This window comes from Paraburkholderia sp. GAS206C, assembly GCF_050435645.1.
Classification (GTDB): Bacteria; Pseudomonadota; Gammaproteobacteria; order Burkholderiales; family Burkholderiaceae; genus Paraburkholderia; species Paraburkholderia phenazinium_B.
In genome coordinates, this window is the sequence record NZ_JBNDKR010000015.1 from 19,451 (window position 1) to 36,071 (window position 16,621).

The 16,621-nt window shown below is 62.5% G+C and carries 11 protein-coding genes; 4 read left to right on the forward strand and 7 right to left on the reverse strand.

Annotated elements, in window-relative coordinates:
- Window positions 1-120 precede the first annotated feature (120 nt).
- The gene (locus P3T20_RS33575; RefSeq protein ID WP_074266643.1) at window positions 121-4,041 is read right to left on the reverse strand and encodes a DUF748 domain-containing protein; all 3,921 of its coding nucleotides are present in this window, start codon (window positions 4,039-4,041) and stop codon (window positions 121-123) included.
- A gap of 293 nt (window positions 4,042-4,334) precedes the next feature.
- Window positions 4,335-5,753 carry a DUF1254 domain-containing protein gene (locus tag P3T20_RS33580; RefSeq protein ID WP_074266644.1) on the reverse strand — a complete coding sequence of 473 codons (1,419 nt, stop codon included), beginning with the start codon at window positions 5,751-5,753 and terminating at the stop codon, window positions 4,335-4,337.
- Between the two features lie 203 nt (window positions 5,754-5,956).
- On the opposite strand from P3T20_RS33580, the gene P3T20_RS33585 reads away from it, so the two are divergent.
- Together P3T20_RS33585 and P3T20_RS33590 are read left to right on the forward strand one after the other, a co-directional pair.
- Window positions 5,957-6,598 carry an FMN-binding negative transcriptional regulator gene (locus tag P3T20_RS33585; RefSeq protein ID WP_074266645.1) on the forward strand — a complete coding sequence of 214 codons (642 nt, stop codon included), beginning with the start codon at window positions 5,957-5,959 and terminating at the stop codon, window positions 6,596-6,598.
- A gap of 125 nt (window positions 6,599-6,723) precedes the next feature.
- Window positions 6,724-9,096, forward strand: a complete 2,373-nt coding sequence (locus P3T20_RS33590; RefSeq protein WP_254368935.1) for a heavy metal translocating P-type ATPase — start codon at window positions 6,724-6,726, stop codon at window positions 9,094-9,096.
- On the opposite strand, the gene P3T20_RS33595 is transcribed toward P3T20_RS33590, so the two are convergent.
- Both P3T20_RS33595 and P3T20_RS33600 read right to left on the reverse strand, forming a co-directional pair.
- Window positions 9,089-10,396, reverse strand: coding sequence for a type II toxin-antitoxin system HipA family toxin (locus tag P3T20_RS33595; RefSeq protein WP_074266646.1), 1,308 nt, complete (start codon window positions 10,394-10,396; stop codon window positions 9,089-9,091). The genes P3T20_RS33590 and P3T20_RS33595 overlap by 8 nt on opposite strands.
- Window positions 10,377-10,718 carry a helix-turn-helix domain-containing protein gene (locus P3T20_RS33600; RefSeq protein ID WP_143787632.1) on the reverse strand — a complete coding sequence of 114 codons (342 nt, stop codon included), beginning with the start codon at window positions 10,716-10,718 and terminating at the stop codon, window positions 10,377-10,379. The genes P3T20_RS33595 and P3T20_RS33600 overlap by 20 nt, the downstream gene beginning before the upstream one ends.
- A 331-nt stretch (window positions 10,719-11,049) precedes the next feature.
- Here P3T20_RS33600 and P3T20_RS33605 point away from each other — a divergent pair, with 331 nt between their 5' ends.
- On the forward strand, window positions 11,050-13,026 hold the full coding sequence (locus P3T20_RS33605; RefSeq protein WP_074266648.1) for a methyl-accepting chemotaxis protein: 1,977 nt from the start codon (window positions 11,050-11,052) through the stop codon (window positions 13,024-13,026).
- Between the two features lie 62 nt (window positions 13,027-13,088).
- On the opposite strand, the gene P3T20_RS33610 is transcribed toward P3T20_RS33605, so the two are convergent.
- Window positions 13,089-13,742, reverse strand: a complete 654-nt coding sequence (locus P3T20_RS33610) for a glutathione S-transferase family protein (protein ID WP_074266649.1) — start codon at window positions 13,740-13,742, stop codon at window positions 13,089-13,091.
- A gap of 226 nt (window positions 13,743-13,968) precedes the next feature.
- Here P3T20_RS33610 and P3T20_RS33615 point away from each other — a divergent pair, with 226 nt between their 5' ends.
- Window positions 13,969-15,360, forward strand: coding sequence for a polyhydroxyalkanoate depolymerase (locus P3T20_RS33615; RefSeq protein ID WP_074266650.1), 1,392 nt, complete (start codon window positions 13,969-13,971; stop codon window positions 15,358-15,360).
- Window positions 15,361-15,427: 67 nt separating this feature from the next.
- Here the strand turns inward: P3T20_RS33615 and P3T20_RS33620 are convergent, their stop codons facing one another.
- Both P3T20_RS33620 and P3T20_RS33625 read right to left on the reverse strand, forming a co-directional pair.
- Window positions 15,428-15,862 (reverse strand): cupin domain-containing protein, encoded by a 435-nt coding sequence (locus P3T20_RS33620; RefSeq protein WP_074266651.1) that lies wholly within the window; start codon window positions 15,860-15,862, stop codon window positions 15,428-15,430.
- A gap of 116 nt (window positions 15,863-15,978) precedes the next feature.
- Window positions 15,979-16,593 carry a flavin reductase family protein gene (locus P3T20_RS33625; protein ID WP_074266652.1) on the reverse strand — a complete coding sequence of 205 codons (615 nt, stop codon included), beginning with the start codon at window positions 16,591-16,593 and terminating at the stop codon, window positions 15,979-15,981.
- Window positions 16,594-16,621 lie beyond the last annotated feature (28 nt).

Consider the following 16,621-nt stretch of genomic DNA (forward strand, 5'->3'; position numbering starts at 1 on the left):
CTTAGAGTGGTGCCCGAAAAAGAAGAGAGCTAATGGGGCCCACCAGCGGCAGACCAGCGATGACATTGCGCAGGACCGCCACGAGCGTCGCAGCCCGGCGGTCCTCGCGACATTGGCGTATTACTTCAGGCCGAAGTCCACCCGCGTTGTGGCGCCCTTGTCCTTGATGCCTTGCGCGTCGAGTTTCGGTGCGACGATGAACACCCGGCTGCTGTCGATCTTGCCTTCGAAGTACTGCTGCACGCTCTGCGCGCGCTCCTGCGCGAGGTCGCGCAGGCTGGCATCGTTGATCGGCGCATGTTCGGCCAGGGCGCTCTTCATCTCGTCATCAGGCATGCTCTTCGTGAGGCCGACAAAATTGCGCGGCTTCTTGAAGTCGGCATCCTTATAGGCCTTGGTCAGGTACTTGTCGTAATCCTTTGGATCAACCGTGACCGTCGACAGATCGACGCTTTCACCGTTCCCGACCACGTCCTTGATCTTTTCCTGCTTGACCAGCTTCTCCACATACTCCGTGCGCAAGGCCGGCGTGTCGACAGCCGGATCGACGCGTCCGATCACATCGATCCGGATCGAAGACTTGTCGGCCAGCGCCTTTGCAATGGTGTCGAGCTTCTTTTCCGCCGCGTCCGAAAGCTTCGCGGACCCGGCATCGAATTCGACGTAGCCCATTTCCTCACCACCTCCGCCACCGAACGCGTTTGCAAGCAGCGAGAATGGCGCGGTCACAGCCCGTTCCAGCAGATTCAACACCGCATGCCAGATCAGGCCGCCGATACTGAACTCCGGATTCGACAACGAGCCGGACACCGGAATGTTCACGTCGATCTCGCCCTTCGAGTTCTTCAATAGCGAAATCGCGAAGCGCACCGGCAGCTTGGTCGCTGTGTCATTGTCGATGTGATCGCCGAACGTCAGTTGATCGATGAAGATGTGGTTGTTCGCGCTCAACTGGTCGTTATCGAGCTTGTAGTGCAGATCGACGTTGAGCTTGCCCTTCGTGATCGGATAGCCAGCGTACTTAGCCGAGTACGGCGTGAGGTTGGTCAGTTCGATATCGTGCGCGCTCGCGGTCAAATCGAGCGCAGGTTTGGCAATCAGCGGATTAACCGTGCCGCGAATCGATAGCGGACCATTTGCCGCGAGCTTGGCGGAAACGTCCACCGGAGCGGACGTGGTCGATTGCGTGCCGAACGCGCCAATCGTCCCCTGAATCCCCACCAGGTTGGCCGTGAAGTTCGGCTTGATGAAGTTGTCGGTATACGTCACGCGGCCCTGTTGAAGCACCAATTGGCCAAAGTGCAGCCGAACCGGACTAGCGGGCGGCTGTGGCTGCGCCTGGCCGGCAGCAACCGTCGCACCCGAAGCTGCCTTCGCGGACGCTACGCGCGGCGCCGACGCACCCACAGACGCCACCGTGGATGCCGGCACCGACGCCGAAGCCACCGCAGGCTCCGAGGCCGGCACCACAGCCGCCACGCCAGCAGAAGCTGGCTCCGCGGGCTCAGGCGCGGTACCAGGCGTCAACGGCACCGGCTCCGTTTTGCTCTTGCTCCGCGTCAGCGATTGCGGCGTGCCGCCCCCTTCATGGGCCACCACATCCGTCAGATTGAGCTTGCCTTGCGGATCCAGCAACACACGCCCGTAGAAGTTCGAAAATGTCACGCGTCCGGCGTCGACATCGGTGCCGTGTTCGTCGTAGTTCGCCTTCAGGTTAGTCAGCGCGAGCGATCCCCAGCCCGCGAACGAGTCCGAAGTCGCCTTGTCCAGCATGCGAACGTCGACGAGCGCCGCGTTGCCGCGATACGAAGCCTTCAGCGCTTTCGATGCCTGCGACATCGCCACGTCGCCCTTCATGTTCAGCAACGCGCTCGCGATCGTCGCGTTGAGCTTGCCGCCGAAGTACGGCTCGAACGCAGCGGCATCCAGCCGGTTGGCATCCACTTTCAGCGCGAGCTTGAGCGGTGTCGCCGTGACGTCGCCCGTCACGCCAAGCGTGCCCTTGCGATTGAGCGTCGCCTGCAGATCGATCGGTAGAGGCTTGCTCAAATCGTCACTGATCTGCTGCACTTTGAGTTGCAGCGGCGAAATGGCGAGCTTGACCGGACGCGGCGTGCTGTTGTCGGTGAAGTTGGCCGTCGCGTCCTTCAGGCTCAGTTGGCCAATTGTGTAATGCCACGCCGGCCCCTGTTCCTGCGCCTGCTTGGCAGCGTGGATCGCGGTGCGTTGCTGCGCCTCCTGGTGCGGTCCGGCCAGCGCAGCGAGGTCGATGCTGCCGTCCTTCATACGCTGCGCGTTGATCACGAGACCGGTCACGTCAACGGCATTGACCGCCGCATTGCGACCCGGCACGTCCACCTGCTTGACGTCCACGTGACCCTGCGCGAGCGCCACCGCCGCCTCCTTGTCGCCGCGCGCTGCCAGTTTCAGCGATTGCAGGTCCAGTTGCGTTGCGCCCACCTGGATGTCGGGTGGCGACTTCGCCCAGTTGGCGCTGAGGTTGGTCGTCACGGAGAGCGCGCCGTCGGTCACCTGGGCGGCGGTCATGCTGTCGAGATACGGCTGCAGCATCGGCAGCGGAAGCGACTTGAGGTCGATCTTCGAATCGGCGCTTTTGGTGACCAGACCGAGCGAGCCCGCCACATCCAGTGAACCCGGACTGTCCTTGAATGCCGTGCTCACCGTATAGCGTGCCGGCGCCTTAGCCATCGTCGAAAAGTCCGCCAGCGACACCGCGAGACTCTTCAGTCCCAGCGCGACCGGCCTCGACGCAGCGTCATCCTGAACGTTGACCGTGCCGTCGTTGAGCGTAAAGCGCTTGATCGCAAGGTCGAGCGGCGCAGCGGGTTTGGCTGCGCCAGCCGTCGACGATGCCGCTGCGGGCGCACTTGCACCTGCACCTGCATTCGCACTTGGGTTTGCACTGGCTGCCTGCGCCTCGCTGGCAGACACAGGCGCTGCCGCTGCCGCCGGCGGCGCAGCAAACGTCCGCTCGACGCTCAGCACACCGTCCTTGTCCCGCGCCAGATTCACGGTAGGCGTGTCGAGACGGATATCGTCGAAGTGATAGACGCTCTTCATCGGCTCAAGCGTGGCCGCCGCGACATGCAGCGCGTGCGCGGCAAAAAACGGCTGCTTCTTCTCATCGAGGACGTCGATATCGTTCAGGTCGACGGTACCGGTCACGCGTAACGAAGGCGCGTCGTCCGACATGATGAAATTGAGCTTGAGATCCGTCGAGAGCTTGCCCGCCTGCACCGTCACCGGCAACTTCTGCGGCGAGTACGAGAGCAGCTTCGGCACGTCCAGCCCATCGAACCGCAGCGACACGTCCGACTCGCGCGACGCGGCGAACGGCTTGGTCTTGCCATCGATCGCAAGCGGGCTGCCGTCAATGCGCGCGCGCAGCAGCGGTTCGACAAAGATGTCGGTTTTCGACGGCAACGTGGCGATAAACGGAATGCCGAGTTTCCACTGATCGATCACGTGCTTCACGCCGAGCAGGCGGTCATCGAAAGTGATCTGGCCGTTTTCGAGCCTGATGTTCGACACAGAGAACAGCGTCGGTTTGCTATCCGGCCTGGACGGCTGCTTGGCAAACTTCTCGATCAGATCCGTGAAATTGAAGCGCTGAGCGTCGTAGCGAACGATGGTGAAGCGCGGTGAATCGAGCTGCACTTCATCGACAATCGGCGCTGCGCGAAACAGCGAGCTCCACGACGGCTTCACGATCAACCGCGAGATATCGACGAAATCGCCCTGGCCGCCACGCTCGCCAATATGAATGCGATCGGCTTCGAGCCTGAGTGTGTACGGATTGAGCGCGATCCGGCCAATGGTCGCGGGCCGGTCGAGCTGTTTGCTGAGTTGCTGCTCGGCAATATGGCGAATCAGCGGCGGCGCCGCGAAGAAGCCAAACAGACCGAACAACACCAGGAAGATCAGCAGGCCGATCACGATACGGCGTGTACGACGCGCCTGCGCGACACCGCGCACGGCCTGCAGGGAAGATGTCAGAGTTGCTTTATTGAGGCTTGCCATGCTCGGTCATGGGTGATGCGGCGGCAAGCCCGCCGCGATAACTGGAGTCCTGCCTCGGGCAAGTATATGTCGTGAGACGTAGGCGGGATAGAAATGTAAGCCGAAAGCAAACAAACACCCGATGCGCATGGGCGCGCGCGAGCACAAAGTTTAGTCACGCGTTTGTGACAATCTTTGCAACGCTGCGAACCCGCGTTGCGGGTTCGGAAACAATTGATTTGCGGGCTATTTGACGGCGCTGCTGCGGAAGCAGCGAAGGTGTGCATCGCAATGGCGCGATGCACACCCCGTCATCATTGACGTACGACGGTGGGCGGTTGCCAGGTGCCGTCGGTGGCTTGCGGCTTGGGTGCGTAGAGTCGCAGCACGAGTTGAAGGTCGGTGCGCGGCGCCGGCAGCCAGTTGGCCGCCCGCACGTGCGCCGACGACACCACCACGTCAAGCGATCCGTCCCGGTTGCGGTGCGCGCCGTTGCGATCGCCGACGGCAAGCCGTGCCGGCGCGCTTTCACCGAGCGCGCCTTCCTTCGTGTAGGCCGTGATCGACCAGAAGCCGCGCACCGGCGGCAACTGGTTCGGCGCGAAATGGATCACATACCGGTTGGCGCCATTCAACGCGTGGCCGTCGCTATCCAGCGTGACCGTGGCGCGCACTTCGTCGTCTTTCGTGCCGATACCCGGCTGCTCGTAGGCTGCGTAAGCACGTAACGCGTAATCCGGACCGTAGTTGCCGACGCCGTCACCGAACCAGCTCCAGCCGTTCACGCTCAGCAGATTCGGCGGAGGCGTCACCACACGCTCACGGCCGTCGGCCATCCCCTCGGTAATAACGTCCTTGGCGTTCGGCAGTTCGACCGGCTCACCAGGCTTCACGCCCAGGTCGGCGAGGATCTTCAATGCGTGCGGATCGTCAGGCACGGACGGGTTGTCCTGCAACCCCTGCGCAAGCCGGTTGAAAAAGCCGCTCGCGTCGAGCGCGGCAACCTGCGCGGCCGGCGATCCGGATGCCGCCAACGCCGCAGCAGCCGCGGCGTTGCCGCCCGGCGCGATCGACGCCGAACGCTTATCGCTCGCGTACGCGCTCAATGGTACGAGACGCATGCCGCGCTGCAGTTTGCGCACCGCCGTGACGTCGCGACCGGCGTTCGACTGGATCCGCACGGTCACCCACGCGTTGCGGGTCGGCACGTCAACGCGTTTGACGTTCGCCGGCAAATCGCCCTGCCAGCCAGGACCGACAAAGGCGATCGCCTGCTCCCTGATCCCGCTGGATCGCGGACCGATCTGGGCGCTGGTCGACCAGACCACGTTGGTCCACATATCGAGCGTGCGGGCATCGACGTAGCGGCCGTGCGAATCGGGCAGCGTCAGGATCACGGGTTCCGCGCTCAAGTCGAGCCAGCCGCTCGAATCGAACGTGTCGATACCGGGTGTGGGCGGATTCGCCGAGCCGACCGGCGGCAACGCCTGCGCGTGGCGCAGCGCATTGAGGGGCGCCTGACCCGGATCGGTGCCGACCGCGACATCGCGCGCCACTTCCATCAGCACCAGCGGGTAGCCGAACACGTAGGAGTCGGCCACCTCGTCCTTGATCCAGCCGGTGGGCTTGGGTGCGTCGGTGTGAGTCGAGGCACAGCCGGCGAGAAAGGCGAAGCCTGCGAACGAAGCGCAGGTCCAATGAAGCGAAAACAGTGTTCGGCGATTTTTTATCATTCGTTCAGGTGGCAGAACGTTCGGTCCAGGGACAGGCGTCGGTCGGCGGCGGCTCTGCCCACGTGGTTCCCAAGCCCCCGCGAACTCGCCACATATCTCGATCCCGACAACAACGGGTTGTATCGTATCCTTGACAGCTAGCAAGCGCAAAGGCACAACCGCACCTTTTGCACAACTCGCACCTTCACGCCCCCGGAGCGCCCATGTACGTCCCTGCCCATTTCGAAGAGAACCGTCCAGAGGTTCTTCATCAGCTCATCTCCGATCAGCCGTTCGGCACGCTCGTGACCACCGGTCCCAACGGTCTGGACGCGAATCATCTGCCGTTCGAATTCGCACCGGCCGAAGGTTCGCATGGCACGTTGCGGGCGCACGTGGCGCGGGCCAACCCGGTCTGGCAGGAAGTGGCTTCGCAACCGGACACGCTGGTGATTTTCCAGGGACCGGCCGCCTATATTTCGCCGAACTGGTATCCGAGCAAGCACGAGGCGCACCGTCAGGTGCCGACGTACAACTACATGGTGGTTCACGCCCACGGCAAGATCGTCGTACGCGACGATGAAGCGTTCGTCCGCGGACTTGTGGCGCGGCTCACCCGCGCGATGGAGGCCAATGAGCCGCGGCCCTGGAAGATGGGGGACGCACCGGCTGACTATATTTCCCAAATGCTCGGGGCCATCGTTGGAATCGAGATCGAAGTTACGCGGCTGGTCGGCAAATGGAAGCTGGGTCAGAACAAGGAAGCACGCGACCGGCGTGGCGCGGTCGATGCGCTGCTGGCCGGCGGCGGCGAGGCGCAGGAGGCTGTCGCCGAGGCAATGCTGAACGCACCACCGGCGTTTTAAATGTGGTTTGGCGCGCGGTCTGGCCCCGGTCATTATTTTGGCCGATATTAGCCCTTGACCTTCCCATCATGGGAAGGTGAATACTGGGACTCATGATGCGGCCACATGCCGCCCGAGCCCAAACCATGACTGATCTTTCCATTCCCGAAGCCGCGACGCAGGCCAGCGCAGAACTCGAAATCAGCGGCATGACCTGCGCTTCGTGCTCGGCGCGGGTCGAAAAGGCGCTGGCTAAAGTGCCAGGCGTCGCGAGCGTGTCGGTCAATCTTGCGACTGAAAAGGCGACCGTCAATCTGAGCGATGCGGCCACCGGCGTCGATGCGCTCATTGCCGCGGTGACCAAGGCCGGCTATCAGGCGACACCGATTGTCGAAGAAGCCGCGGCGGCCGCGGCAACTTCCAGCGCACACCGCGCCGAGGACCGAACCCGCCGCGAACTCGTAGCCGTCGTGATCTCCGCGCTGCTGACGCTGCCGCTCGTCTTGCCGATGATCGGCGAAGGATTCGGCGGCAGCTTCGCACCGCACGGCATCGGCGCGATGGTGCCCCCATGGCTACAGTTCGCGCTCGCCACGGTCGTCCAGTTTGCGTTCGGCGCGCGGTTTTACCGGGCTGCGTACCGTGCAGTGCGGGCCGGCGCGGGAAATATGGACCTGCTGGTTGCGCTCGGCACGTCGGCGGCGTACGGCATCAGCGTCTACGAACTGGTCGCCCATCCGGGCAGCGCGGCACATCTCTACTTCGAGGCCTCGGCGGTCGTGATTACGCTCGTGCGCTTCGGCAAGTGGCTGGAAGCGCGCGCCAAGCGTCAAACTACCGACGCGATCCGCGCGTTGAACGCGTTGCGGCCCGAGCGAGCACGCATCCGCGTCGGCGAGAAGGAACATGAGTTGCCGCTGGCGCAGGTGCGGGTCGGCATGATCGTCGTCGTGCGACCCGGCGAACGGGTGCCGGTCGATGGCGCGGTGTTCGAAGGCCGGACTCACATTGACGAATCGCTGATTACCGGTGAGAGCCTGCCCGTGCCGAAGCAGCCGGACGACCCGGTCACGGCCGGCTCGATCAACGGCGAGGGCGCGATCACCATCACGACGAAGGCGATCGGCGCGGAGACCACGCTGGCGCGGATCATTCGCCTCGTCGAAACGGCGCAGGCCGAAAAGGCGCCGATCCAGCGGCTGGTGGATCGGGTAAGCGAGATTTTCGTACCTGCGATTCTGGTAATTGCGTTGCTCACGCTAGTCGGCTGGCTGATCGCCGGCGCGGGCGTCGAAACTGCGATCCTCAACGCGGTCGCCGTGCTGGTGATTGCCTGCCCGTGCGCGCTGGGCCTGGCGACGCCCGCAGCGATCATGGCGGGCACCGGTGTAGCTGCGCGCCACGGAGTGCTGATCAAGGACGCCGAAGCGCTGGAAATCGCGCATCGAGTGAACCTCGTCGCGTTCGACAAGACCGGAACCTTGACCGTGGGACAACCGTCGCTGACGGCGTTCGAGCCGATCGGCACGGCGCGCGACGAGGCGCTCGCATTGGCGGCGGCCGTGCAGCGGGATAGCGATCATCCGCTTGCGCGGGCAGTGGTCAAGGCTTATGAAGACACGCGCCGCGAGGATGCCGCGTCCGGCCACGCCCTTGCGGCCGTGGCCTCCGGGGCGAACTCCGAAGCGACCTCTTCCAGCCGCTCCCTCCTTGGAGCATCCTCCAAGGCGCGCGCTGTGCCGGGACGTGGCGTCGAAGCCGAGATCGACGGCCGGATTATCGCGATCGGCAGCAGCCGCTGGCTCAAGGAACTGGGCATCGTGCTGACACCCGAACTCGCCGCCCGCGCCCAACAACTTGAACACGCAGGCAACACTGTCTCGTGGCTGATGAGCTACGCGGACCATGCGAACAGTGAAGACGCCAACGCCGCGCCCGCACAAGCGCTTGCCTTGCTCGCCTTTGGCGACACCATCAAGCCGAGTGCACGCGCGGCGATCGAACGCCTCAAGCAAATGGGTATCCGTAGCGTGCTCCTGACCGGCGACAACGAGGGCAGCGCGGCCAGCGTCGCGGCGGCGCTCGGTATCGACGAATTCCACGCCCACGTGTTGCCCGAGGATAAAGCGCGTGTGATCCGCGATCTGAAGATCCGCACCGCCGGCATAGTCGCGATGGCAGGCGACGGCATCAATGACGCCCCGGCCCTCGCGGCCGCGGACCTCGGCATTGCCATGGCGACCGGCACAGACGTCGCCATGCATGCCGCGAGTATCACGCTGATGCGCGGTGACCCCGCACTCGTCGCCGACGCAATCGACATCTCGCGCCGCACCTGGCGCAAGATTCAGCAGAACCTGTTCTGGGCGTTCGTCTATAACCTGATCGGCATTCCGCTTGCCGCGTTCGGCTTGCTGAACCCCATGCTGGCAGGCGCGGCGATGGCGTTTTCAAGCGTGAGCGTCGTGACCAATGCGCTGTTGTTGCGAACCTGGCGCGGCGCAAAGACGACTACTTGATGTGCGCGAGCCCTATGTCTTTAGGGTTGCGGAAAGCGCTCGCCACCTTGTCGCATTCACTTTGCGGCACGCCATATTCGTCGAACCAGGTTCGCCACTCACGCACGACGCTCGCGATCTCATTGATGTATGCCACAGCGTCGCCGGCCAGGATACCGAACTGGCCGGCAGCAGAAAGCGCGTTCTCGAGCGTAGCGAGCCGGCCTTTCTGGCCGACGCCAAGAACCAGATATCGTTGTGTGGCGACCTGAGGTTTCGGCACTACGTCGTACAGGTCACTCAAGCGCCACCCGTTCCTTGCACCGTCCCAAACGAATGCATGGTTGCGCAAATGATCGTCGTCATTCGACACGAGCACATTGAACACCATCCGCTTGAAAAGCTCGACCTTATCGAGCGCAACAAATCCGCTCGCACCATGATTGTTCAGAACCTCGGCGAGATCGGCGTACCGCGCCACCGCTGTATCGCTCTCGTGCAGCCTTAACATCGTCAACGCGCTGACCATATGACGGCGTGCGAACCCGCCTGTTGCTAACGGTAACCGGTCGAAGCGTTCGATCAGCATCACATCGCGCCCATCGGCAAGCCGCACGTGCGCGAGATCCGGCACGCGCAGGCCGCATTGACGCGCGAGTTGCAATGTTGCCTTCTCGATCAGCGGCACGTTGAACCCGTCATTGATTGCCGGGAACTTGGCCACCCACTGCCGCGCCTTGTCGAGCACGACGGCTTTAGGCCGCGCGCCACCAAATGTTGCGCCAACCGTAAAGTACACGTCGAGATTGCGCGGTACAGGTCTGCCCTCCTGAATCATCGCGGACGCATCGAGCAGATACTTCAGGTCTTTCGCGTCGGGCAGTTTGCCGATTTGCGCTGCGGCCGTTGGCGAGTCTCGAAAGTCGAGCGCTCCTGTTCTGTGCGGGCCTGCGTGGGCCAGGTAGTCAGTCTCAGGCAGCGAATTCGGTTCGGCGTCGAGACTGTTTTCGATTACGCGCCGTCCCCACGAGTCGGGTGCGGCGTCCCTTATGGCGCCGAAGAGAGCGAGCCCCGCCGGCGGTTCGAACGTGACAGGCTTACCTGTTCGGTTCGCTTCGGCCAGCGCCAGGCTTTCAGGGTCGACGGCAATCGCGTTTTTGCGCTCCCGGTATCGGTTTCCATATACGAAAGTTGAACGCACGGGCCTGATACCCTGCTCATAGATGGTAAGCAGGCCGGCGGGAACGGCCCCACTCTCGCCGTCGAGACAGATGAAGACAGTTTTCGTCCAGTCCGTTACTTCAGAAGTCGTACGGATCATCCTTTACCTTGCTCCTGCGAGGCCGCTTGCGCGCCTCGGCCTTTCGTTTCGACTCCCCTACGACGTCGGCTTGCGGAAGCGACAAGGGCTCAAGCAGCCCAAGCAAGCCGGCTCGTTCCAAGGCCTGAAGCCACGCCAGAAAATTGACCGACACGTCACCTCTCTCTATTCGCATCAGCGTGCTCGGACTGATGCTGGCCCTCTCTGAAAAGTCCTGTCGACTCATGTTCCGGGCAATACGAGCCGCGGAGATTGCCGAACCTAGCGCTTCGGAGCGGCGTCTCAAGTCCGGGGAGACAAATTCCTTGTTCTGGCGTCGCATAGGTCTATGTTGACAAATTAGGCGGGTTATTTGACCAACATAGACCAAATTTTACAGTTAATCAAGTTTCCAGCCCAAACAGAATTGGTCTATCCTGACTAAATATAGGCCTTATTTTGTCAACATAGACTAAATCACTCCTCCAAAATCGTCGGGGCTGGGCTTTTCATCTGCGCCCGCAGCTTGCGCTGTCCAGAGTTGTATCCCTCCCCGCTGCAAACGTTTTCGACCTCAAGAAATCACCTGATCTGCCGTAAAAAGAGCAAGGGCGCACTTTGTATCGGCGCACGGCTGCGCTCTATTCCTCTCATCTTCTTACCCGCAGAAACCCATGGAACTACTCTCTTTGCGTCGCGCCAGCGTCGGGGCCAGGCTCGCCATGCTTTCGTGCACGCTGGTCGCGCTGATCTTTGCCGCGTTCACGTGGGCGCTGACCCGCTCGGCCGGCGAACAGGTGAGCGAGCAGGTGCTGGCCCGTATTGCCGAGAAAGACCGCTCGATCGCCGCAATGATCGCCCTGTTCAACCAGGGTCTGTCAGCCGAAGTTGGCCGTTCGATGACACTATTCGCCAGTCTGCTGCCGGCCACGTACACGCTCGACGAATCGCAGAAAGTCGACATCAACGGCGTCGCGACACCCACCATTAAAGCCGGCGACAAAGTCCTCAATATGGACTTCTCGATCCCCGACCAATTCCTGCAAAGCAGCGGCGCCATCGCCACCGTATTCGCGCGCACCGGCGACGACTTCGTGCGCGTCACCACGTCGCTGAAGAAGCAGGACGGCAGCCGGGCCATCGGCACGCTGCTCGACCGTAAAGGCCCGGCCTACGGTCTGATCGTTGCAGGCAGAACCTTCACCGGTCTCGCCACGCTGTTCGGCAAGCGTTACATCACGCAGTACCGGCCCATCACGGACGCCAGCGGCAAGGTGATCGGCGCGTTCTTCGTCGGCGTGGACGTGGGCGCGCAGATCCAGTCGGTTCAAGACGGCATCCGTCAGCTCAAGATCGGCGACAGCGGCTATTACTTCGTGCTCGACGCGTCGAACGGTGCGGACCGCGGCAAGTTACTCGTGCATCCGGCCGCCGCCGGCCAGCTCGCCGACGACACCACCGCACCGTACAAGCAGATGCTCGACATGCAGCAAGGCCAGCTCGAATACCGCTCGGCCGACGCGACACTCGGCGAGAGCTCGGCGCAAGACAAATATGTGTCGTTTGCCACGGTGCCGGAATGGCACTGGCTGGTGGGTGGGATTGCACCGCGCGATGAAGTGATGGCCGAGGTCAAAGCGACCCGTAACCGCTTCCTGCTGATTGGCCTCGCGCTGGTCGTCGCGTTCGCCGTGGCTTTCCTGATCGCCGTGCGGCGTCTGGTAAGTCGTCCGATCGAGGAAGCCGCCAAGGCGTCCGAGCGTCTTGCCGCGGGCGATCTGAGCGTGCGGCTCGTGGATGGGAACAGCGCCCGCGCCGATGAGATCGGACGCTTGATGCTGGCGATAGACGGCATCGGCGAGGGCATCGCGCGCATTGTGGTCCAGGTGCGCAATGCGTCGTCCGACATGACGCAAGGCACCGCGAAGATCGCCACCGACAGCGGCGATATCGCCTCGCGCATCGCCGTGCAGGCGAGCAGCCTCGAAGAGACTGCCGCGAGCATGGAACAGATGACGTCGAACGTCCAGCAGAACGCGGACCACGCCGCACAGGCCAATACACTCGTGACGAGCGCCTCTGAAGCAGCACTGGAAGGCGGCCGCGCAGTGGAACGCGTCGTCTCGACGATGGGCGACATCACGCGCTCTTCGCAGAAAATATCCGACATCACCAGCGTGATCGAGGGCATTGCGTTTCAGACCAATATCCTCGCGCTGAATGCAGCGGTCGAAGCCGCGCGCGCCGGCGAACACGGCCGGGGATTCGCAGTGGTCGCATCCGAAGTGCGTGCACTTGCTCAACGCAGCGCTGCTGCCGTGAAGGAAATCGAAGCGCTGATCGGCGAATCGACCGCGCGGGTTCAAAGTGGCTTCAAGATCGCCGAAGAGGCGAGCGCGACGATGCATGGCATCGTTGAACGGGTCGGCCAGGTGCGCGCGATCATGGGTGAAATTAGCGTCGCGTCGCGCGAGCAGTCGGGCGGCATCGAACAGGTGAATATCGCCGTTACGCAGATCGGCGAAGCGACCCAGCAGAACGCCGCGATTGTCGGCAACGCAGAACAGGCCGCCGCAGAACTACGCGATCAAGCCGCACGGCTCGCGCAGGTGGTGAGCGTGTTCAAGCTGGACGCAGGGCGTCGGGATTGATCCGGAGCCCTGCCGTCCGACGTGTGCCGGGTCTGAAGCGAAACGCGAAGTTGTGAGGGTGCTTAGAATTCGACGTCCAGCTCATCGATCTCGTCGATTTCCTGCTGCGCGTCGGCGATCCATTGCTGCATCTCCGGCAGCGCGAGGATGCGCTGTCCGTATTCGACGATATCCGGGTCAAGCTTGACGTCATAGGTGACAAAGCGGGTCACCACAGGTGCATACATCGCATCGGCGACACTACGTTCTCCAAACAGATAAGGGCCGCCGTATTGCTCGAGACACTCGCGCCAGATTGCGACGATCCGGTCGATGTCGGACTGCGCGCGTGCCCACACCTTGAAACCTGGAAAGTGCGCCTTGAGGTTCATGGGCAGTGCCGAGCGCAACGAACCAAACCCCGAATGCATCTCGCCGCTGATCGCCCGGCAGTGCGCCCGGGCGCGCCGGTCGTCCGGCAACAGCTTCGCATCGGGCTGCACCTCGTTGAGATACTCGGCTATCGCCAATGTGTCCCACACCTTGATGCCGTCGTGAAACAGACAAGGCACTAGAATCGATGGCGAAAGCAGGAGCAGTTCGGCGCGCGCGCTGGGGTCATCCACCGGCATCACGATCTCTTCGAAAGGCAATCCGCTGAACTTCGTCAGCAGCCAGCCCCGCAGGGACCATGACGAATAGTTCTTGCTGCTGATGGTGAGCGTCGTATTCGCCATACCAATCTCCTCCTAAGCGGGAGCCCTGTCTGTGCTGCCCATGGTGTCGGGTCGCCCTATGCACGCTGTGGTGCGTGCGCGCACCAAACCGCGGCAAAACCAGCACCCTGCTCGCAATGGTGCAAATGCTATGCCAGCGTGGGCGGGTGCCGGGCACTGCCTGGCGCATTGGCACACGTATTGCCTCTATTCGGGCTCCTTCCTTTTGGGCATTCGTGCGAAGGCTATGAACCTGTTCGCATATCCCGCTTACCAGGCGTTTGCCGACCTGATGCTTCCGGCCCGGCACGGCGCGGCGCTTATCAATCATTCGTTGAACGCATGGCCGGCGTTCAGCGAAACGCCACACGGCCGTTCGCTACGTGCGTCTTGCGACCTGATCACGCTGGCCGGTCTGACGCACTCGAGACCACCGTTCGAGCTGGACACCATCGAGGTGGACGGCAAGCCCATCAAGCTTGTCGAGGAAGTTGCTGCGCGCACGCCGTTCTGCTCGCTGCTGCATTTCCGCAAGGAACAGGCCCCCTCACCCGCTCAGCCGCGCGTGCTGGTGATTGCGCCGATGTCCGGCCACTTCGCGACCCTGTTGCGGGGCACCGTCAAGACGATGCTCGCCGAGCACGACGTCTACATCACCGACTGGCACAACCCGCGCGACGTCCCGTTGTCGCAGGGACGCTTTGGCTTTGAGGAATTCGTCCAGCACATTATCGACTTCGTTGAAGCAATCGGTCCCGGTACCCATCTGCTGGCTGTTTGCCAGCCGACGGTTGCCGCCCTCGCGGCGGTGTCGCTGATGGCCGCGGACGACCATCCCGCGCAGCCCGCGAGCATGACGCTTATGGCTGGACCGCTCGATACGCGCATCAATCCGACCAAGGTCAACGCGCTCGCCAAGAGCAAGCCGATTGAATGGTTCGAACGCAATCTGATCAGCGCGGTGCCGTTCGGCTTTGCCGGCGCACACCGCCGCGTGTATCCCGGCTTCGTGCAGCTCAACGCGTTCATGGCGATGAATCTTGGCCGTCACCTCGATTCGTTCGAGACGATGTATTACGAGCGCGCCAAAGGCGATCCGGCCAAGGCGGACACCATCCGGATCTTCTACGAGGAATACTTCGCAACAATGGATCTGACGGCGGATTTCTATCTGGAAACCGTCGAGACCGTATTTCAACGCCATGCGTTGCCGCTGCATGAGCTGGAGGTGGGCGGACGCCTGATCGAACCGTCGAAGATTCGCCGCACGGCCTTGTTAACCGTCGAGGGTGAGAAGGACGATATCTGCGCGGTCGGCCAGACGCTCGCGGCGCAAGATATGTGCGACAAGCTTCGGCCTTATCTGAAAACCCATCATGTGCAGACGGGCGTCGGCCATTACGGGGTGTTCAACGGCCATCGTTGGGAGCGGCATATCTATCCACGTGTGCGGGCAGTGATCTACGACAACGAGCCGCGTGCGGTCGCGGTCAGCTCACGTGCACAGGCGATCCGGCCGGTGCCTGTGGCAGCGGCGCCGATTGCCGCGCCAGCCGCATCTGCTGTAACGGCGGCGGCTGCGGACGCGTCATCTTCGGGTAAAGCGTCGCTGGCATCGCCACGAAGCAACGTCGCTTGAGTTGAACCGGTAGGAGACGCTTCGTTGCCTGCGCCCTACCGGCGGCCTGATACGATTTCTGCCACGTTCAAGCCGTTACGCCTTTCCACGGCGTGACGGCCGGGACGTCGCACGGCCCCTCCACGTCGATCGATTTGAAATCCGCAGGCGAAACAATTTCGATGTACTCCATATCTTCGGAGTAGTCGAACAGGTAGTGAACGATGCCGGGCGCCTGATGGACGCAATCGCCGGCGGCGACAAGCGTCTCCTTCTCGCCATACATGAAGCGCGCCCAGCCCTTCAGCATGATCACAATGTGGAAATCGGCCTCATGACGGTGCCAGCCGGTGCCTTGCTCTGGTGCATGGTTCGCCTTCACGAGTTGCGCCAGAACCTTGCCTCCCGTCGCTTGCGCGATACCGAGATCGCGATAGAGAAAGAAGTCGCGCAGGCCCTGGTCCTCATACGAAGTGTCTTGCGGACGGACATGCGAAAACTGCGTGGCGAATTCGGTAGACATGATCGCGCTCCAGGAAGATGAACGGGCAAGGAAAACGGCACGGTGAGCGCCGTTTTCAAGCATCAAGCGTTCCAGCTTCGCTGGTGGCTATTTTCAAACCGGCGAACCACAATGGTTCACGCAGTCGGACGGATCATCTGAAACATCTCGCCGATCTGCGCATAGTCGGCGCGATAGCCCGCGCGCATGATCGGCTGGGCCGCGTGCGTGTCGAACAGACCGTCCTTGAGATAGGCATTCTGGATATGGACGCCGACCACCTGGCCGAGGGCGAGGTAGTTATCCATCGGTGTTCCGTCGAGGGAGTTCAGGCGCACGATCTGTAGCAGCTTGCATTCGAGCGCTGCGGGCGATTCGCCGACGTGCGGCACCGAAACGCTGCGGCCCGGCACCGGCGTGAGTCCGGCGAGCTGGAATTCGTCGACCTCGGGGGCAACCGGTGCGGAGCTGCGGTTCATCTGCTCGGCAAGCGGCTTGGTGGCGAGATTCCAGACGAATTCGCCGGTTTCCTCGATATTGCCGATGCTGTCTTTGCGGCCTTCACTGCAGAAACCGATGATGGCCGGGAAGGTCGCGAAGGCGCCAAAGAAGCTGTACGGCGCCAGGTTGAGGTGGCCGGCAGCACTGCGGGTCGAGATCCAGCCGATCAGGCGCGGAGCAACGATCGCCTTGAACGGATCGTGCTTGAGACCGTGGCCTGTGGCCGGGTCGTAGAAGTAGGTGTCGTTCATGTTGGAGGGAGCGGTTGTCTGGAACTTT